General features: G+C 56.3%; 15 protein-coding genes and 3 tRNA genes. 7 read left to right on the plus strand and 11 right to left on the minus strand.

The annotated features are described in order from the left end of the window. The first annotated feature begins 55 nt into the window (after nt 1-55). Nucleotides 56-1,609 carry a glutamine-hydrolyzing GMP synthase gene (guaA, locus tag HEQ72_RS04200; RefSeq protein ID WP_168022643.1) on the plus strand — a complete coding sequence of 518 codons (1,554 nt, stop codon included), beginning with the start codon at nt 56-58 and terminating at the stop codon, nt 1,607-1,609. Nucleotides 1,610-1,675: 66 nt separating this feature from the next. Here guaA and pseI read toward each other — a convergent pair whose 3' ends face one another. Continuing rightward, nucleotides 1,676-2,722, minus strand: coding sequence for a pseudaminic acid synthase (pseI, locus tag HEQ72_RS04205; RefSeq protein ID WP_209315623.1), 1,047 nt, complete (start codon nt 2,720-2,722; stop codon nt 1,676-1,678). A 50-nt stretch (nt 2,723-2,772) separates the two neighbouring features. Next, the gene (locus HEQ72_RS04210) at nt 2,773-3,081 is read right to left on the minus strand and encodes a formyltransferase family protein (protein WP_168019641.1); all 309 of its coding nucleotides are present in this window, start codon (nt 3,079-3,081) and stop codon (nt 2,773-2,775) included. Between the two features lie 403 nt (nt 3,082-3,484). Here HEQ72_RS04210 and HEQ72_RS04220 point away from each other — a divergent pair, with 403 nt between their 5' ends. Next, complete coding sequence (locus HEQ72_RS04220; protein WP_168019639.1) at nt 3,485-4,483, plus strand: hypothetical protein; 999 nt, start codon at nt 3,485-3,487, stop codon at nt 4,481-4,483. A 26-nt stretch (nt 4,484-4,509) separates the two neighbouring features. Here the strand turns inward: HEQ72_RS04220 and HEQ72_RS04225 are convergent, their stop codons facing one another. From HEQ72_RS04225 to HEQ72_RS04245, 5 genes are all read right to left on the minus strand, one after another. Next, nucleotides 4,510-5,697: an NAD(P)/FAD-dependent oxidoreductase gene (locus HEQ72_RS04225; protein WP_168019638.1), complete on the minus strand. Its 1,188-nt coding sequence runs from the start codon at nt 5,695-5,697 to the stop codon at nt 4,510-4,512. Nucleotides 5,698-5,736: 39 nt separating this feature from the next. Beyond that, complete coding sequence (locus tag HEQ72_RS04230; RefSeq protein ID WP_168022644.1) at nt 5,737-6,876, minus strand: DUF1513 domain-containing protein; 1,140 nt, start codon at nt 6,874-6,876, stop codon at nt 5,737-5,739. A 5-nt stretch (nt 6,877-6,881) separates the two neighbouring features. After that, nucleotides 6,882-7,943, minus strand: a complete 1,062-nt coding sequence (locus HEQ72_RS04235) for an imelysin family protein (RefSeq protein WP_168022645.1) — start codon at nt 7,941-7,943, stop codon at nt 6,882-6,884. 27 nt (nt 7,944-7,970) lie between these two features. Further along, entirely contained in the window at nt 7,971-9,395 is a 1,425-nt protein-coding gene (locus HEQ72_RS04240) for a di-heme oxidoredictase family protein (protein WP_168022646.1), read from the minus strand. A 115-nt stretch (nt 9,396-9,510) separates the two neighbouring features. After that, nucleotides 9,511-10,788: an imelysin family protein gene (locus HEQ72_RS04245; protein ID WP_168019631.1), complete on the minus strand. Its 1,278-nt coding sequence runs from the start codon at nt 10,786-10,788 to the stop codon at nt 9,511-9,513. 179 nt (nt 10,789-10,967) lie between these two features. Here HEQ72_RS04245 and HEQ72_RS04250 point away from each other — a divergent pair, with 179 nt between their 5' ends. Beyond that, a complete protein-coding gene (locus HEQ72_RS04250; protein ID WP_168022647.1) occupies nt 10,968-12,434 on the plus strand; it encodes a multicopper oxidase family protein in 1,467 nt (488 codons plus the stop codon). Nucleotides 12,435-12,502: 68 nt separating this feature from the next. On the opposite strand, the gene HEQ72_RS04255 is transcribed toward HEQ72_RS04250, so the two are convergent. After that, nucleotides 12,503-12,579 (minus strand) — tRNA-Asp (locus HEQ72_RS04255). 145 nt (nt 12,580-12,724) lie between these two features. Further along, a tRNA-Asp gene (locus HEQ72_RS04260) sits at nt 12,725-12,801 on the minus strand. Between the two features lie 202 nt (nt 12,802-13,003). On the opposite strand from HEQ72_RS04260, the gene HEQ72_RS04265 reads away from it, so the two are divergent. Both HEQ72_RS04265 and HEQ72_RS04270 read left to right on the plus strand, forming a co-directional pair. After that, nucleotides 13,004-14,275, plus strand: coding sequence for a dicarboxylate/amino acid:cation symporter (locus tag HEQ72_RS04265; protein ID WP_168022648.1), 1,272 nt, complete (start codon nt 13,004-13,006; stop codon nt 14,273-14,275). Between the two features lie 154 nt (nt 14,276-14,429). Beyond that, nucleotides 14,430-14,624: a hypothetical protein gene (locus HEQ72_RS04270; RefSeq protein WP_066134887.1), complete on the plus strand. Its 195-nt coding sequence runs from the start codon at nt 14,430-14,432 to the stop codon at nt 14,622-14,624. A 114-nt stretch (nt 14,625-14,738) separates the two neighbouring features. Here the strand turns inward: HEQ72_RS04270 and HEQ72_RS04275 are convergent, their stop codons facing one another. After that, nucleotides 14,739-15,893 carry a hypothetical protein gene (locus tag HEQ72_RS04275; protein WP_168022649.1) on the minus strand — a complete coding sequence of 385 codons (1,155 nt, stop codon included), beginning with the start codon at nt 15,891-15,893 and terminating at the stop codon, nt 14,739-14,741. Between the two features lie 807 nt (nt 15,894-16,700). Continuing rightward, a tRNA-Thr gene (locus tag HEQ72_RS04280) sits at nt 16,701-16,775 on the minus strand. 215 nt (nt 16,776-16,990) lie between these two features. On the opposite strand from HEQ72_RS04280, the gene HEQ72_RS04285 reads away from it, so the two are divergent. Next, a complete protein-coding gene (locus tag HEQ72_RS04285; protein WP_168022650.1) occupies nt 16,991-17,191 on the plus strand; it encodes a hypothetical protein in 201 nt (66 codons plus the stop codon). 133 nt (nt 17,192-17,324) lie between these two features. After that, nucleotides 17,325-17,879: a dCTP deaminase gene (dcd, locus tag HEQ72_RS04290; RefSeq protein ID WP_066134997.1), complete on the plus strand. Its 555-nt coding sequence runs from the start codon at nt 17,325-17,327 to the stop codon at nt 17,877-17,879. Nucleotides 17,880-17,908: the final 29 nt, after the last annotated feature.

The raw sequence follows: 17,908 nt of genomic DNA on the forward strand, positions 1-17,908 counted from the left end.
CGCTAAGGTCCGCCCCTGTTCTGCCGATTCTGGCCCTGTATCTGTACGGAACCCCATGACTGACCGTATTCTTATTATCGATTTCGGATCCCAGGTCACCCAGCTGATTGCCCGGCGTGTGCGCGAATCTGGTGTTTACTGTGAAATACACCCGTTCAACCGGGTGAGTGCCGACAGCATAAGGGCTTTTTCTCCTGCCGGAGTTATTCTGTCTGGTGGCCCGGCCTCGGTCACAGGAACGGATACGCCGCGTGCACCGCAGGAGCTGTTTTCCATGGGGTTGCCTGTTCTCGGGATTTGCTACGGGCAGCAGACCATGATGGCTCAGCTGGGTGGCCATGTTGAAGGGTCGGACCACCGTGAATTTGGCCGGGCTTTTGTACGTGTACAGGGACATTGCCGCCTGTTTGACGGAACGTGGATTCCTGATGCTGTCGAGCAGGTATGGATGAGCCACGGTGACCGGGTGACAGCCCTGGCTCCCGGGTTCCGTGCTGTTGCGTCTTCTGAAGGAGCGCCGTTTGCGGCCGTTGCTGATGATGAACGCCGTTTCTATGGGGTCCAGTTTCACCCCGAAGTCGTGCATACCCCGCATGGGGCTCAGCTTCTGAAGACCTTTGTTCGTGATATTTGCGGCTGTTCCGGGGATTGGACCATGGCGTCCTTCCGCGAGACCGAGATTGCCCGCATCCGGGCCCAGGTCGGGACGGGTCGTGTTATTTGCGGGTTGTCCGGGGGTGTTGACAGTTCTGTTGTGGCTGCCATCGTGCACGAGGCGATTGGTGACCAGCTGACCTGTGTCTTTGTTGATCATGGGTTGATGCGTCAGGGAGAGGCCGAGCAGGTGGTGCGGGTCTTCCGGGATCGTTTCAATATTAATCTGGTGCATGTGGATGCCTCGGAGCTGTTCCTTGGCCTTCTGTCCGGCAAGACAGACCCCGAAGAAAAGCGCAAGATCATTGGTAAAACCTTCATTGATGTCTTTGAGGCCGAGGCTGGCAAGATTGGGGGTGCCGAGTTCCTGGCCCAGGGGACGTTGTATCCTGATGTGATTGAGTCTGTTTCCTTTACCGGTGGGCCAAGCGTCACGATCAAGTCTCACCACAACGTTGGTGGTCTGCCCGAGCGCATGAACATGAAGCTGGTGGAGCCACTGCGCGAACTGTTCAAGGATGAGGTTCGCGCGTTGGGTCGTGAACTTGGGCTTCCGGAAGAAATGGTCGGACGTCATCCGTTTCCGGGGCCGGGGCTGGCCATCCGTATTCCGGGGCAGGATATTACCCGTGAAAAGCTGGATATTCTGCGCAAGGCGGATGCGATCTATCTGGAAGAAATTCGCAATGCCGGGCTGTATGATGCCATCTGGCAGGCGTTTGCCGTGCTGCTTCCTGTGCGTACGGTTGGGGTTATGGGTGATGGCCGTACCTACGACTATGCCCTTGCCGTGCGGGCTGTCACGTCAACGGATGGTATGACAGCAGACTATTATCATTTTGATCATGAATTCCTGTCCCGTTTGTCCAATCGTATTATCAACGAGGTCAAGGGCGTGAACCGCGTTGTTTACGATATTACATCGAAGCCACCCGGCACGATCGAGTGGGAGTAGAGGGGGCGGATCGGGACCCGGTCATGCCCGGTCAGGTCATTGATGTGGCTGGGCATGAGGGTTCGTTTAATGTTTTTGTATGTCATCCCATCCGACAGGCTGACCACGTTCTACATCTCTTGATGTGATCTTTCCGATGATTTCATCGTAATGCTTTGGCGGCAGCCCATACCCGGGGCGTATCCTTCTTACGTCGCAGGGTTTTATGGGGGTTCCTGCCTTGAGATCATTGACAAAATACAGCGATCGACGGAAAACCCTGCTGTTGGTCTCCGCCTTGGGCCTGACAAGTTCGTCTTTTCCCAAGGCCGACCAGGTTTCGTTGACGTCCCCTACAAGCTTCTCCAGTTCGTTCGGTTCTATTGAGAACGCGCTGTCAGGGCCTTTGTCTGCCCTGCTGATGGTAAAGTGTTTTTCAATGGCAGAAGCGCCCAAGGCAACAGAAGCCGTTGCCGCAATATTGCCGATCGTATGGTCGGATAAGCCAACGGTTACACCAAACGTCTTCTTCAGCTGTGTTATGGATCGTATATTGGCTTGCTCGACAGGTGCGGGATAGCTGCTGATGCAGTGGAATAGAAGAATGGAATCACACCCATGACTTCGGGCGCATTCCAGGGCTTCCGCTATTTCCCCCTCACTGGCCATTCCGGTAGACATCAGCATGGGTTTCTTCTTTTTTGCCACGTAGCTGATCAGGGGCAAATCAGTCAATTCAAAGGATGCTATTTTATAAGCCGGTGTATTCAGGGATTCCAACAAGTCAACGGCAGTTTCATCAAAGGGTGTCGAGAACAACGTAATCCCAATTTCACGGGCAAAGCGGAAGAGTTCCTGGTGCCACTCATAGGGGGTGTGGGCTTCGCGATAAAGGTCGTACAGCTTGTATCCGTTCCATAAGCCACCCTTTACGATAAAATCATCTTTGTTGCAGTCGATCGTCATCGTATCGGCGTTATAAGTTTGTATCTTGACGGCGTTTGCCCCCGATTTTGCGGCCATTTCGATAGATAGCTTGGCACGTTCGAGCGAGCCGTTGTGGTTTGCAGAAATCTCGGCAATGACATACGGGGGGTGATGCTCCGATACTTCCCGGCCTGATATGATAAGCATTACTATCAACCCCTGTTGATCATTAAAGAAACCAGCCTTGTGATTTCTCCCTAGATATTGGAATCCCACCCACGAAACTGCGGTGGCAGGTCTGCCGCTTTGTGGCAAGAGCCTTTTCTTCGCTGTGGGGTAGCTTCATAGGTACCATGTATGATTTCACGGATGTTTTCTTTAAAAAGGCTTTCAATCTCCACAATGAGCTGCCTGTATGTTTGGGAAAATGTCTTTTGTTCTTTGGTAAAGTTTACGTAACGTTGGTAGAGAATAGGGCCTGTATCAATTCCTTCGTCAACCAAATGAATGGATACGCCGCTTGGTGTGCAGTCAAAGAAAGACCAAAAGTTAGGATGGAGCGCCACGATTCCAGGGAAGATATGAGGTATGTAGGTTTATGATAGGGGTGTTTGCGCTCTCGATGACCAACTTTTTGAGAATGTGCCTGTATCCGAAGCTTATGACAACGTCAAAACATCTAGTGTATTCAATATGACCGTCGGCGCAGCCAAGCGGCGCGATTTGCCTTCTCTAATTCTTCGATCAATGATGTCTTTTCTCTTGTATAGCCTTGGAACAAGGCTCTTTTCTTTGGGGCTGTCATGCGCGTCATAATCTTTGGTTGCATGTTTATACTGTTCTCGATGGGTGTGGGCTATTCTGACTGTAAATAATCCCCCCATTATGAATGATATACAAGGTCATGCCTGTGCCACTTTCTTATGTGAGGCATGCGTCACTGGATGATATCGTAAGGGTTTATGCTGAATGTATACGGATGATGATCTTGACGGAGCCGTAACGGACGGCATCTTGTCTGCCGGTGTGGTTGCGGCTTTTCGTGAGTATATGGAGCAGCGTAGCAATACGCTGGCTGTGGATGAAGAGCATTTCCGTCTGATCAGTGGCTTCAATGATATCTTTGTGGTTATTGCCTGTGGCTTGCTGCTTGGGGCTTGTGCCTGGATCGGGTTTTCGTTCCAACCATGGGCCGGACCGGCACTTGTTGCTGTGGTCTCTTGGTTTCTGGCGGAGTTTTTTACCCGCAAGCGCCGCATGGCTTTGCCATCGATCGCGTTGCTTGGTGCGTTTGTCGTGGGCTCGGGCGGGTGTGCCTTTGCCGCCCTGTATGACCGTGGTGCCGATGCAAGCATTGCAGGACTTGTTGCGGCCTTGGCTGCGGCCCTGCATTGGATCCGTTTCCGTGTGCCGGTCACGGTGGCGGCTGGTGTTGCCGGTCTTGTCCTGACGAGCGTAACTGTTCTGGACAGTCTCCTTCCCGGTCTGGATGCCTACGATAACCTTGTTCTTTTTGTCTGTGGTTTGGCTGTGTTTTTCCTGGCAATGCGCTGGGATAGTTCCGATATTCGCCGTCAGACCCGTCGCTCGGACGTTGCTTTCTGGTTGCACCTTCTGGCGGCTCCCTTGCTGGTGCACCCGGTGTTCAGCTTCCTGGGGGTGCGAGAGGAGAGCGTTGGCTTGGAGAGTGTTGTTCTGGTCATGGGGTTGTATGCCGTATTGGCCCTGATATCCCTTCTTGTTGACCGCCGTGCGCTGATGGTATCCGCTCTTGGATACGTTGTTTATGTGTTTGCATCTCTGTTTGATCACGGCGATGCGGTCAGCCTTGGGTTTGCCTTTTCCAGTGCCGGGATTGGTGCTGCTCTTTTGCTGTTGTCTGCCTTCTGGCACAGCAGTCGCAGCGCGGTTATCGGGTTGGTGCCCGTTCGCGTCTGCGCGTTTCTGCCACCTTTGCAGCGGTCATAACAAGGGGTTATCTGGCAGCCTGTGTCTCAGGCACATTCGCCACAGGCATGACCGCTGGCCCAGGCCCACTGGAAGTTATAGCCGCCAAGCCAGCCTGTGACATCGACGGCCTCACCGATGATGTACAGGCCGGGTTTGGTTTTGACTTCCATGGTCCGGGAAGACAGGGCGTTGGTATCAACACCTCCCACCATGACCTCGGCGGTTCGGTATCCCTCGGTCCCGGTCGGGTAGACGGTCCAGGCCTGGATCTGGTCGGCCAGGATAGACAAGGTCTTGTTGCCGGTTTGCCCGATCACGGTGTCGGGCATGCCGGCGCGTTCGCACAGGCTTTGCGCCAGCCTGTTGGGCAGGATCTCGCTGACAACCGTATGCAGGCGTGCCTTTGGGCGGCTGTCGCGGCGTTCAGCCAGCCATGCCGGTATATCCCTGTCGGGGCACAGGTTGATACGTACTGCGTCACCCTGTTTCCAGAAGGAGGAAATCTGCAGGATAACCGGTCCGGACAAGCCGCGGTGCGTGAAGAGAAGGGCTTCGCGGAAACGGGTCTTGCCACAGGTTGCGGTGGCGTCCAGGGCGATGCCGGTCAGGGGGCGCATAAACGCCAGATCGTCTTCTCCAAAGACCAAAGGCACCAGACCCGGATAGGGATCAAGAACCGGGATGCCCAGTTGCCCTGCCACGCGCAGGGTGAAATTGCTGGCTCCGATCTTTGGAATGGAAAGGCCGCCCGTTGCAAGCACAACCGACTGGCAGCGAACAGGGCCGGCGGATGTTTCCACCAGCCAGCGCCGGTCTTCCTCCCCGGTCGGGACAACATGACCGGCAGAGACGCCACACTGGATAGTGGACCCTGCTGCTACAGCCTCTTCAACCAGAACATTGACGATATCAGCGGCAGAGTGATCACAGAACAGCTGTCCGTGGTCCCGTTCGTGCCAAGGGATGCCGTGGGTTGCCAGAAGATCAAGAAAGTCTTGCGGCGTGTATCGCTTCAGTGCCGAGCGGGCAAAGTGGGGATTATGGGACACATAGCATTCAGGGCCGGCATTCCGGTTGGTAAAGTTACATTTTCCCCCGCCGGAAATCAGGATTTTCCGCCCCGGACGGTCATTATGTTCCAGAACAAGAACCCGGCGGCCCCGGCGGGCAGCCGTCATGGCGCACATTAAACCTGCGGCGCCTGCCCCGATGATAACGATGTCAGTTTCCATGAGCGGGTTCTAGCCGGGACTGTTGCCAACGGCAAGTGTTCAGGTGTACGGGCTGGAAAAGGCGATGGCGTGGTTGTCCCATTTCAGGGGCTCTGATCGGGGTTCGGGGTCAAAGTCATCAAACGACCCGCCCATGATCTGGCCAAAGCCGTTGGTCAAAATCAGGTTTCCGTTCAGCACGGCGGCACCGCAGACATCAGGCAGCTGGATTGTTCGAACAGTTCCGGGGGTGTTTGTTGTGCCCAGGATGGCAATGCCTCCTACCGGGCTGGTGACAACGTAATAGGCTCCGTCCGGCGAAAACAGGGCACTGCCGCAATACTGCCGCAGGCCAGTGACGACGGCATCGGGAAGAGCCGGAAAAACATGGTCGCGTCCACGCCTGTGCAGGAGAACAAGGGGTACACGGTCTGTCGCCGCCCCTTGGTACTGGCAGGCCACGATAACGGTTCCATCAGGGGCAACGGCCAAATGGCGCAGGCTGACGGCCCGCAGTGCCGCCGGCAGGGTTCGCTTTTCCAGAAGGGTGCCGGTCTTGCTGTCGATATAGGTCAGGGAGGGTTCGGTCATACCCAGGTTCAGCTTGGCTCGTCCGGATTCAGGGCTGGTCAGGATGCCGCCATTGGCAACAACCAGTGTCCGCTGATCAGGCATCCAGGCCAGTTCATGAGGCTCGGTTCCAAAGCTGGGGAACTCGCCGATCCAGGCATAGCTGTGGGCATCCCGAATGCCGATCCGGCCTTCGCCGTGATCAAAAGCGTTTTCGGTTGTCAGGATATGGCGGCCATCGACTGTATACACAGCATGCCCGAAGAAGTGTCTTCCGGGTTGGCATTCTACAGATGCGGCTATGGTACCCTCTGTAAGGTTCAGCGCCGTGGCCCAGTTTCCCGGGCGGCGTGCCGGCAAAAAAGCTCGGGTTCCATCCGGTGATACGGCGGGACCGTGGGCACGCCCGGGCAGGGGGGTCTTCCATACGATGCCAAAATCTTCGGACCATGCCACGGCATGATCGCGTCCGCTGTTGTCTCTTGCAGAGCTGAGAAGAGTATTTCCCGTTCCATGGATGGCTGCCCGTGTTGGCGTGGCGGGGAGGATCATGCCTGCTGCCAAGGCCCCCATGCCGCCCCATAGAAGGGAGCGTCTGGATAATATAAGGGGGGTGTTCTGATCATCCACGGGGGTCAGTCTCCGTCTAGGGCATTAAAACCAATGCCCAGCCCCAGCATGCCGGCCATTTCCGTTTCCACCATGCTGCGGGCGGTACCGATATTGGCCCGGATCAGCATCAAGGTTCTGTAGCCCGCAGGGTCGTCAAGAACATCTTTCCAAGTGCGTGTTGCCAGTTCAGCCGTCAGGCGGCGGGCTTCGGTCAGCCCGTGCAGGATGCTGATATCAACGATTTCGCTGTCTTCATACTCCAGAACTCCGGCGCGCAGTCCTCCATCTTTTCCTGCGGGGCCTTGGTAAAGCTGAAGGGCTGCATCAAGATTTGCGAGAAGCGCCTGTAGCGGTAAGTCCGCCCGCCAGGCTTCGCCTCGTTCCGGGCGTGCTTTTGTCGGATTGGATCCCATCGGGCTGCCCAATTTCATGTCCTGCGCAGCCTGTAGAAGGGTGGACAGTGTCCCGTGTATGGCCCGCAAGGATTCAGCCGGGTTGCGGAACAGGGTGTTATTGTCACCCGGCCTCAGAAGTATTGCCCGAAATCCGCCGTCTGGCTCTGTCCATTCCGCTCTGATAGCCTGGGCCATGGATGACAGGTTTTGTCCAATCGCTTGGGCAACCCGGCATTCATGTGCAGTCAGAGGGTCAGGCCTCCAGAGCAGGCGTTCCAGTGCCGGGAACCCCTGTACCGCAATGCTGGCCCGGGACAGGGATTCCGGAGTCAGGGCTGTATCCGGTGCCGACAGCAGCGTGGACATGTGCCGTGCACCCAGGTTCTTCGGGTCAGGCCAGAACTGGATACGGTAGTGGCGGTTTTCTGTCTGTGATGGGCCTATACGAACATGTTGCACGCCTTGCCAAGCCAGGAATGCAGTGGCAAAGGCGGCCTTGCTGTCCTGTTCTGGACAGCTGTGGTCCAGTGTGCGGTCAAGGGCTGCGGTTGCCTCGGCAAATGCTTGGAAAGCGGGAAGGATAACGGTGTCAACAGCCTCGGCTGTCAGGCGCAGGCTGTCAGCGGCACGTCCGCTCACAGGCAGGAGCGTGACCAGGAGCAGGGTGGTCAGGGCAAGGCGTGCAGTCATGTCGGGTCGGTATCCATGATCCTGGTGTTACAGGGACCTGAGAAAGTCCAGAAGGGTTGCCCGGTCCTCGGCCGGGAGCTCACGGAAGGCTTCACGTGCCTGCCGTGCTTCGCCGCCGTGCCACAGCACAGCCTCGGTCAGGGTTCTGGCGCGCCCATCATGCAGATAGGCCTCTGTGCCCGATACGGCTTTGGTCATGCCAAGGCCCCACAGTGGCGGGGTGCGCCATTCATGACCGCTGGCTAGGCCTTCCGGACGGAGATCGGCCAGATCATCGCCCATGTCGTGCAGCAGCAGATCCGTGAACGGGGCAATGTCCTGGTGTGCCAGCCACGGGTATGGCGACGAGCCTGTGCGCAGGTGCGGGCGATGACATCCGCTACAGCCAACCTGTGTGAAGAGCTGTTCGCCTGCCATCACGGCAGGATCCGTGCGGTTACGTCGGGATGGAGGTGCAAGGGCACGAACAAACAACAGGACAGAGTCCGTGACGGACTTGGGGGCCTCCAGAGTGTCAAACTGCGCACTGTTGCCATGGGGCGCGGCAAGGCAAGACGGTTGTGCTGCGGTACAGTCGCCATGGGCCTGCGGGAACAGGGGTGTGGACAGGCCAATGTCACCGTTGAAGGCACTCTGGTTCTGGTCATCCAGGGTGGGTTGGCCGGCTTTCCAGCCAAAACGACCAATGCGGATGGCGTGTTCACGTGCGCTCCATACCCGGTTGATACGCCCGGATATCCCGTCATTGTCCCGGTCATCCGGATCGGCAAGGTTCAGCAGGGTTGTATCGGGAACAGCCTCCAGCAGGCCCAGCCCCGGAAGCTGCGGGGTCATGCGCGGCGAGATCATGATCTGCGGGGACAGGGGGCCGTAGGCAAGGTCCCGGGCAGACCAGGTCGGGCGGCGCAGGGAAACGCTTTCTCCTCCGGCCAGTGTTACGGTTTCCTCGGTCCATGTTACGCCAACGCGTCCCTCAGCTTTCAGTCCTGGAACGGCGGCACTTTGCAACTGGGTGCCATACGTCGGGTCGCCAATAACGCTGAGATGGCCGCTTTGTATGTCGTGCTCGTCTTGTGCGGTCTGGGGAGGAATACTCAGGCGCAGGAAGAAGGATGGGCTGTGTTCGTATCCGTTGTCTGGATCGGGTGGGCGCCCGCGTCCATTGCGGACGTGGCATCCAGAACAGGCCCGGGCATTGAACAAGGGACCCAGACCATCTGATGCCTGGGTCGAGGAGGGAGAGCTGACCCAGAGCCGCTTGAAGAAGCCGTTTCCAACGGCAGCACCCATTTTCTCGTCAGCGGAAAGGCCGGGCAGAAAGCGGGAAAAAGCCCGCCGATCAAGTGATGTCTGTTCGCCTTGGTCAGGCCGCGGTTCTGTCGCCAGGGCTGATCCGGTACAAAGGAAAGGCAGGGCCAAGGCAGTCAACAGGGAATACAAACGGCGGGGCATCAAGACATCGCTTTGACGGGGTAAGGACAATTGTTGTGAGAAACATTGGGTCTCAAACAACACGGGCCGGACGGTGCAGAAGCATCCACCCGGCCCGGTTTTTGATCAAGGATGATCAGCTGTTGCCACTGACTTTTTCAGGAGCATCCAAGCTGTCCGATCCTTCCAGCTCCAGGGTACCAAGGCCCAGGGCAGCCGTGGCGCGCTCGATAGAGCGGGTCTGGGCGACCAAAGAGTCAACCGCATCCTGAACGACCTTGTTTCCGGTGGGGTTATTTTCGCCCAGCATCTGGTCATAGGCTGTGCCTTTGGCTGCCATATCCATCAGCACCTGCATTTTTGCCACGGTCTTGTCCAGGGCTGCACCCAGTTCCTTGCGTTCCACTTGTGGCAGCAGGATCTTCATGCCTTTGCCCGACACAGTGCGCCCGTCGGGGCGTGTGTATGATCCGCTGTAGATGCTGCGGATTCCAACGGCATTATAATAGTGCGAGGCATGGGTGTTGTCAGAGAAGCAATCATGCTCTTCTTCCGGATCATGCAGCATGAGGCCCAGCTTCATCCGTTCCCCTGCCAGTTCACCATAGGACAGGCTTCCCATCCCGGTCAGCATGGCCGTCAGGGCTTTCTTGGGTTCCGAAGCCAACAGATCCTTGGCAATGGCACCGTTCTTGTCCCATGCGCCAGTCATTTCGGCCAGATCCTCAACCAGAAGATCTGTTGCTGCTTTCAGATAGGCCGCACGACGGTCGCAGTTGCCATTGGTGCAGGCTTTCAGGTCAAAGTCTGTGGCTTTGCGGTCGCCAGCGCCGGGGCCGGTTCCGTTGCGGTCCTGTCCCCACAGCAGGAATTCCACTGCGTGGTAACCGGTCGCCACATTGGCCTCTATCTCGTCAATTTCGTGCAGTTTCTGCAGAAGATCCTTGTTGATGACGGTGGCATCAATGGTCTGCCCGCCGATCTCCAGTACCGGATTGGCAATGACATTGGCGCGGAACCAGGCGTTCTCGTCAGAGTGTTCGCCATAGCTGGCTGTATCAACGTAATCGATCAGCCCCTCGTCAAGAGGCCAGGCGTTTACCCGCCCTTCCCAGTCATCAACGGCAGGGTTCCCGAAACGATAGACTTCGGTTTGCATATAGGGAACGCGTGCTTCGATCCAAGCCTTGCGAGCGGCAGACAGCGTGTTCTCGTCGGGGTGGGCAACCAGCGCATCAACCGCTTTCTGCAGAACCCGGGCTGTTTGTTCTGCATCTTCGAACTTGGCATGGGCAAGTGTGATATAGGTGGACACCACGTCCTTTTCCTGTGCCTTGCTTGCAGCCAGCGTGGGGGCTGCGGCTGTCAGCGCTGTGGCGGTCAGGAATGTTGCTGTGGCAAGAAATGCTCTCATCGTGATCTGATCCCCTCTGTCCCGTGCGGGAATATCCGGGTGGGTTTGCGCAATGCGGTGACGCCCGCACTGTTTAATGGTCTGCTACGCTTTGTGCTTTCATGTGTCAATAATAATTACTATCATCAGCGGGCAAACAAGTTAGTATTTTATCCCTGGTTTCGTGGCGGGAGTGTTATGTGTCGGAAAGTAAGGAAAAAGCGGGGTTATCCCGTCGTTCGTTTCTTGGGGCTGGTGCGGTTGGTGCCGGTCTTGTTGGTGCTGGTCTGTTGTACCGTGCCATTCCGGCATCAGGTGATGAAGTTCTGTATGCCATAGAGGCGCCGGGTACCCCCGGGGGGGGAGAGCCTGTTCCGGTCCTGTCCTATGCCCGGACGCCGGCTGCTCCGGCTGCTTTGCCTCCTGTGCTGGATGTACGCCAAGGAGATACTCTGTCTGTTCATTTCCACAATGCCATGGCCCGGTCAACAACGGTTCACTGGCATGGCATTCGTTTGCCCATTGCCATGGATGGCGTTCCGTTCCTGACCCAGAATCCGGTCGCAAGAGGTGAGGCATTTCACTATCGTTTTGCTCCCCCGGATGCTGGGACATACTGGTATCACCCCCATTATGCAAGCCTTGACCAGATTGGGGCCGGTTTGGCCGGTATTCTGGTTGTCCGGGAGGCCGATGACCCCGGTTATGATGCCGATATTCCCCTGCTGATTCGGGACTGGCGCCGTGACGAAAAGGGTGCATGGCTGCCCGTCTCTGATCCCGAGGCAGCGGGACGGGCCGGTACATTCGGGGGGTGGCATACGGTAAACTGGGAGCGGGAACCGCATTACCAGGTACCTTCGGGTAGCCTTGTGCGCTTGCGTCTGTGTAACGCTGACCTGACCCGTGTTTTCAAGGTGGTCGGGAAGGGGGCGCCAGCTATTCTGGTTGCTGTGGATGGTCATCCGCTTGTGGCTCCCGAGCCCTTGCAGCGTGAGCTTCTGGGACCCGGTATGAGGATGGATGTGGTGGTACGCATGCCCGACAACCCGGGGGAGGTGTTCGAGCTGCACAACGTATCATCCAGCACGCCTTGGGTTATGATGCGCCTTGTATCACAGGGGATGTCGCGCCGCCGTGCCTTGTCCGGAATTGTTCCGCTTCCACCCAACCCTGTGTCCATGCCTTCTGTTGATCGAGCAGAGGTTATACGCATGGATTTCAACGCCGGTCTTGGAGAAGGTGGAGCAGAGGATGCCCTGTGGTCGATCAACAAGCGGGCCTGGGTAGAGCGGTATCCTGAAGAAAGGGATGGAATGGTGTTGCCGGTCCTGCCTGGGCAAAGTTTCCCCGAAGTGCGCGCTGCGGTGTGTGGTGGTGGAACGCCGTTGGCTGTGCTGAAGCAAGGCCGCAGTTACATTCTGGAGCTGAACAACTTTACGCCCCACCTCCACCCTATCCATATTCATGGTCTGGCTTTTTCTCTGCTGTCATCGAGCCGCCGGTCTATCCGTACCGGTCATTTTACGGATACCGCGCTTTTGTTGCCCAAGGAGCGTATGCGGGTGGCTTTGGTCGCCGACAATCCCGGGGACTGGATGGTGCATTGCCATATCATCGAGCATCAGGCCTTTGGTATGATGGGCACGATCCGGGTTGATGCCTGATGTTCTATGGATAGTGGGGTTTCTGGCATAGCAAAAAGCCCCGAACCATGGTTCAGGGCTTTTGTTTATGGCGCGAGTGACGGGGCTCGAACCCGCGACCTCCGGCGTGACAGGCCGGCACTCTAACCAACTGAGCTACACCCGCGCTGTGATGTGCGGGTGCTTTATAGCCATGTGAACCGGGTCAGGCAAGCTTTTTTTTGTGTTTTGGCAGATAGTTCGGGAGAGATAATCCCGGATATTACACCAAAAGACCGACCACAGGAATGGTCGGTCTTTCATGATCTCGATGGCGCGAGTGACGGGGCTCGAACCCGCGACCTCCGGCGTGACAGGCCGGCACTCTAACCAACTGAGCTACACCCGCAATCGAGAGCGCGGTTTATATAGGGGGACGATGCACGGCGCAAGAGAAAAATAGGTGCGGGTGCGAGCGGGGCCGCCAGGCGGACGCGGCTTATTTAGCGGTAAAACTATGTTAAATAAAAAATTTAGCCCAAAAAATTTGTATAATTCAGGGTCGCGCCCTATCTTCAACGGAAGGGTCGTTCAGAGGTAAGGAGAAGCCTGTGTTGTCAGCGTGGATGCGGGTTGCTTTGTGGAAGAAGGTGGTTGCGGGCTTTGTTGCGGGCGGAATTGCTGGCTATATGGCCGGTCCGCAAGCGGCGGTCTGGTTCAAGCCGATTGGGGATGTGTACATTACCCTGATCAGGATGCTGGTGGTTCCCTTGCTGTTGACCAGCATCGTTTCCAGCGTTGCTGGATTGGGGAGCATTGGTGGTGCCCTGCGTCTGGGGGTAAAAACGGTTCTGTACTTTATTCTGACAGCAGCCTTGGCCTCTGCGGTCGGCATCGCAACCGGCCTGTTGCTGGAGCCCGGGATTGGTATCGGACAGCTGGCGGTTGGTGAAGCCCGTACCCCCGTTATTCCGGGGCCGGTCGATGTGCTGTTGTCTGTTGTGCCGTCCAATCCTTTTCAAGCCATGGCTGAAGGTCATGTGTTGCAGGTCTTGTTTGTATCGCTCCTTTTCGGGGGCAGCCTTGCCGTACTGGGGGAGAAGGCTGCTTTGCTGCGTTCATGCGTGGCACAGGCCAATGAGGTGATCATGCAGATTGTTCGCCTGGTCCTGCAACTGACACCGATCGGAACATTTGGCCTGATTGCCTGGGTGGTGGGGACATCAGGGGCAGAATCACTTCTGCCCTTGGGGCACTATATCCTTGCCCTGTATGTGGCTTGCCTGTTCCACCTGTTCGTTGTGTATGGCGGACTTTTGTCCCTGCACGGCCTTGATCCGCGAAAGTTCTTTCGTGGTGTGGCTCCGGCCATGCAGGTTGCGTTTGTGACTGCGTCCAGCTTTGCCAGTTTGCCCCTGACCTTGTCCTGCACAACGCGGCGTCTGGGTGTGGCGCAGGATTATGCCAGTTTTGCCGTCCCCCTTGGGGCATCCATGAAAATGGATGGGTGCGGGGCCATCTTTCCTGCCATTGCTACCCTGTTTATCGCCCAGTACACGGGGGTCGATCTGTCGGCTGGCGCCTTGTTGACTGTCTTTGTTATTGGTGTGGTGGGGTCCTTGGCGACAGCGGGTGTTCCGGGGCCATCGATTGTTATGCTGACTCTGACCTTGGGTGCCGTTGGTCTGCCGCTGGAGGCCATCGGGTATATTGTTGCCGTTGACCGTGTTGTTGACATGATGCGTACAGCTACAAATGTAACCGGTCAGGCTTTGGTGCCTGTGCTTGTTGCCCGTTCTGAAAAAGTCCTTCTGGATGACGAAAGGTATGGGTGCTCTGCCTTGGTGGAAGATGATGTGGCGCCGGATGACACTGCGTTATAACCGGACACGGGGGCCGAGGACAAAGGCCATGAGATGGCACGCTAGTGTGTTGCTAATTTTGTGTACGGCTGGACACAAAAAGAACTATATGGGTGAAATGCTAACGTAATCCCTGCATTTTTCAGCATTCTCACTTTTCAGGAGAAGTTGCCTCATGGACCATCAGCAAGAAACCAAAAGAAGAGAAATCCTGACGGCCCTGGAAGAGCTGGAAGTCGAGATGCTGCGCTGTTGGGGGGATTGCGAGCCGGCTTTGCTTGTCGGGGCCGCCCGTGTTTCTGTTCTGGATGCCTTGGCCCGTGCCGGGTGTGATGTACCTGCAGATCACGATACCGGGGTACGGCATTAATCAGAAAGGGGACAGGTGCTTGGCCCTGTCCCCCTGTGATATATGACCTCAACGTATGGTCAACGACCTGTTGCCGGGCATCTTCCTTGCAGACCAAGTGGTGATGCGCAGACTTTATCCGGCATGGGCAGGCTGTTGCTCAAGAAGCGGGATAACGTTATCAGGCCCGATGCGGGCAGACAGTCCATCGGTTGTGTAGAACGCGTTGCCATGCACATCGTGGAAGGCAAGCCCTTTGTTCCCGTGAGAGACGTAGCGGTCCTTGTTCTCCCCAATGCTTTCCTGAATTGTGTACACGTTGGACCGCATTTGTACGTACAGTCCCTCGTCCGCTGACAGGGCTGCGTATGCATCCTCCAGCTTCTTGTTCGTCAACAGAAGCTTGTTGGATAGCGAAACACCCCATCGGGTCAGGCACGTTTCTGCAACGTGGCGTACAATGATGCCGGGTTCCAGACACCGTTGCCTTCCCACATCGCCGTCGATGGCTCCGTTTCCAACCAGGGTGGCATGTCTGCCTGCCATGGGGAAAATATGTATGCGTGTGTCGGCTGTGTTCTCTGGAATGACGCAGGCAAAGCCCTTTGACCGTTCATCCCGGGCGTAGAAAGCAACATATTCCCTGACGTTGGCGCCAATTCCTGTCCGGTGCTTCTGGAAGTTTGCTGGCCCCGGTACGGGATCAATAGCGAAGATGTTGACGGGAATATGCTTGAGTTCAGGATCACCCGCCATGGCGTTGGCCATCATGTGACAGCTGATGCCACCCCGGCTCCATCCCACCAGATTGACCTGCTCGGGAATCCGCTGTCCTTTTCGGAACATGCGTATGATCTGTTCCTGTAGGTCCTGGGGGGTAACGATGCGATTACCGTAATTGTATTGTCTCCAGAAGAAAGAGCCTATCGCTTCTAAGTCCTGTATCGCAATGCCCGCATTTTTCAGGACTGTGTATTCTTGCTCGGTCAGTTGCTGGCGCTTCCAGTTGGCTTTTCCTTTTGTCAGGGCAAGGGCATGCGCCACATTCTCTTCCCACCCCGCACCAAAAAGAGTTCCCTTTACGCTGTAGTAACCGCCGGGTTTTTCCCAGAGTTGGTCTTCCTGAAGATTTCCGCTTCCCGGCCCGTCAATGATCACCCAGTCCGCAAATTCCTTGCCAAGGCAGTTGTGAGCCAGTGTTGAGACCAGTTCTCCGTTAGGGTAGTTGGGATTGTGGGCATCGTATCTTGTTGAGGCGGTTCCACAAAAGAATACGGTGAATACGGACATGTTTGGCACCCTCTGAATTTTATTAAAGGCTTATTTGTTGCGCTTTCTGAAAACGCACAGGTTGTATTCCCTGTTGTTTGCATACAGGGTTGCTTGTGGGGTAGTCAACGTTTCACTGAAATTAATGATGTTTTATCGATATTATCTCACGCTGACATTGTAGTATTTTGTTATATAACGCGTTTATGGGGAAGTTTGAATGTGGAGCTCTGTATTGCCATGGGAATGTCTGGGATGGAGCCGTATAAAAAACCGGGGACCCGATGCCCCTGTCCGGCGGGGAGCAAGAAAGCCGGACAGGATGGCCATCGGGGGGAAGCCACACCGGGTCCCCGGTTTAGCGCACGAAGACGCCGGCCACCACATGCGCTGACAACACACGTGGTGGCGGGAGGCCAAAAACCCAATAACACTGCCCACAGTCAGATGTATCAGGTGGGCTTATTTCCCTTGCGGGTGTTCTATTCGCCACCCTCCCGCCATGATACACGTGCACGGACCGCGAGGAATCAGTCCGTCACCGTACAGACAGTCGCCGCGCAATACAGGCGACTGTCTGCTGTGGGGTATGTACGAGGTTTTTGGACCTCTATCGACAGATTTTTGGAACCTGCCGACATTCATCACCCTAAGATAGTTCGATCATAAAAGCAAATAATCTTTAGATGTTCTATGTGTGGTATCTGCGGCATGATTTGCCGCCCCTTATCAAGGGGCATGCAGGCACGGGGTAAGCATGCAATACGAGACCGTCTGGCAGTGTGTCCGGGAAAAACAAAACCCCCAGGTTTTCCTGGGGGTTCCGGCTGGTGCTGCTGGAGAGATTTGAACTCTCGACCTCTCCCTTACCAAGGGAGTGCTCTACCCCTGAGCTACAGCAGCAACGACTTGAATTGTCAGCCCAAGTTGCCTTGTGACAAGGCCTTTTCGGGCACCCCGCAGGGTGGGCGGGTTTATGGCACAGCGTACCGACCCATGCAAGCATAAAAATGTGGGCCAGTGGGTTGACGGTGATGACCTGATCATCGCACAGTGCCAGCGTTCCGGCCTGTTGGCAGCGGGATCATGTGCGATTGTTTTGTACAGGCAATTATCTGATGACAGATACTCCGGTTGTTTCGGAAGAGAAGGGCGGTGGATCCCGACCGTCGAAAGATCGTCGCCAGGATCGTCTGGCCATGGCCCTGCGGGAGAACCTGTTGCGACGCAAGCAGCAGATCCGGTCGCGCGCCATTTCTGATGATGATTCAGGGACATGCCCGTCAACATCTGCCGTGCCCCGGGATGAAACCGGATGATATGCCCGTAAAACGGGCCTGAAACCAAAAACACGCCGTTGTGGTCTGGCGCGTGCTGCGCTACAAGGTGCCGTTTCCGCCCCGTTGTGTCACAGGGCAACACCCCGGTTCCAAATGATGGAGACTGTTCCCCATGGCCGTCATGCCTGATACCTGGATTCGTGAAATGGCCCGCAACCGCGGCATGATCGAGCCTTTTACCGACCGTCTGGAGCGGGATGGCGTGATTTCCTACGGCGTCTCTTCGTATGGGTACGATGCCCGGGTTGCCGACGAGTTCAAGATTTTTACCAATGTTGATTCCGCCGTTGTTGATCCAAAGGAATTTTCGGACAAGAGCTTTGTGAACCGCAAGACAGATGTCTGCGTTATTCCCCCCAACAGCTTTGCCTTGGCCCGTACGGTCGAATACTTTCGTATTCCACGTGACACGCTGGTGATCTGTCTTGGCAAGTCAACGTATGCCCGATGCGGAATCATCGTCAACGTCACGCCTCTGGAACCCGAATGGGAAGGCCACGTGACGCTTGAATTTTCCAATACCACTCCCTTGCCTGCACGCATATATGCCAATGAGGGAGCTTGTCAGTTTATCTTCCTGAAGGGGAATCCCGAATGCGAAACTTCCTATGGCGACCGCAAGGGCAAGTACATGGGCCAGAAGGGCGTGACACTGCCCCGGCTGTGATAGAGCGCCCGGCAGCGGACAGCCTGACG

It is taken from the genome of Haematospirillum sp. 15-248 (genome assembly GCF_012102665.1).
Lineage (GTDB): Bacteria > Pseudomonadota > Alphaproteobacteria > Rhodospirillales > Rhodospirillaceae > Haematospirillum.

Bases quoted from the DNA above. Each gene is read 5' to 3' on its own strand.
- HEQ72_RS04220 (WP_168019639.1), top strand. From the start codon at position 3,485: ATGTATACGGATGATGATCTTGACGGAGCCGTAACGGACGGCATCTTG.
- dcd (WP_066134997.1), top strand. From the start codon at position 17,325: ATGGCCGTCATGCCTGATACCTGGATTCGTGAAATGGCCCGCAACCGC.
- guaA (WP_168022643.1), top strand. From the start codon at position 56: ATGACTGACCGTATTCTTATTATCGATTTCGGATCCCAGGTCACCCAG.
- HEQ72_RS04225 (WP_168019638.1), bottom strand. From the start codon at position 5,697: ATGGAAACTGACATCGTTATCATCGGGGCAGGCGCCGCAGGTTTAATG.
- pseI (WP_209315623.1), bottom strand. From the start codon at position 2,722: ATGCTTATCATATCAGGCCGGGAAGTATCGGAGCATCACCCCCCGTAT.
- HEQ72_RS04270 (WP_066134887.1), top strand. From the start codon at position 14,430: ATGGACCATCAGCAAGAAACCAAAAGAAGAGAAATCCTGACGGCCCTG.
- HEQ72_RS04275 (WP_168022649.1), bottom strand. From the start codon at position 15,893: ATGTCCGTATTCACCGTATTCTTTTGTGGAACCGCCTCAACAAGATAC.
- HEQ72_RS04245 (WP_168019631.1), bottom strand. From the start codon at position 10,788: ATGAGAGCATTTCTTGCCACAGCAACATTCCTGACCGCCACAGCGCTG.
- HEQ72_RS04235 (WP_168022645.1), bottom strand. From the start codon at position 7,943: ATGACTGCACGCCTTGCCCTGACCACCCTGCTCCTGGTCACGCTCCTG.
- HEQ72_RS04240 (WP_168022646.1), bottom strand. From the start codon at position 9,395: ATGCCCCGCCGTTTGTATTCCCTGTTGACTGCCTTGGCCCTGCCTTTC.
- HEQ72_RS04285 (WP_168022650.1), top strand. From the start codon at position 16,991: ATGACAGATACTCCGGTTGTTTCGGAAGAGAAGGGCGGTGGATCCCGA.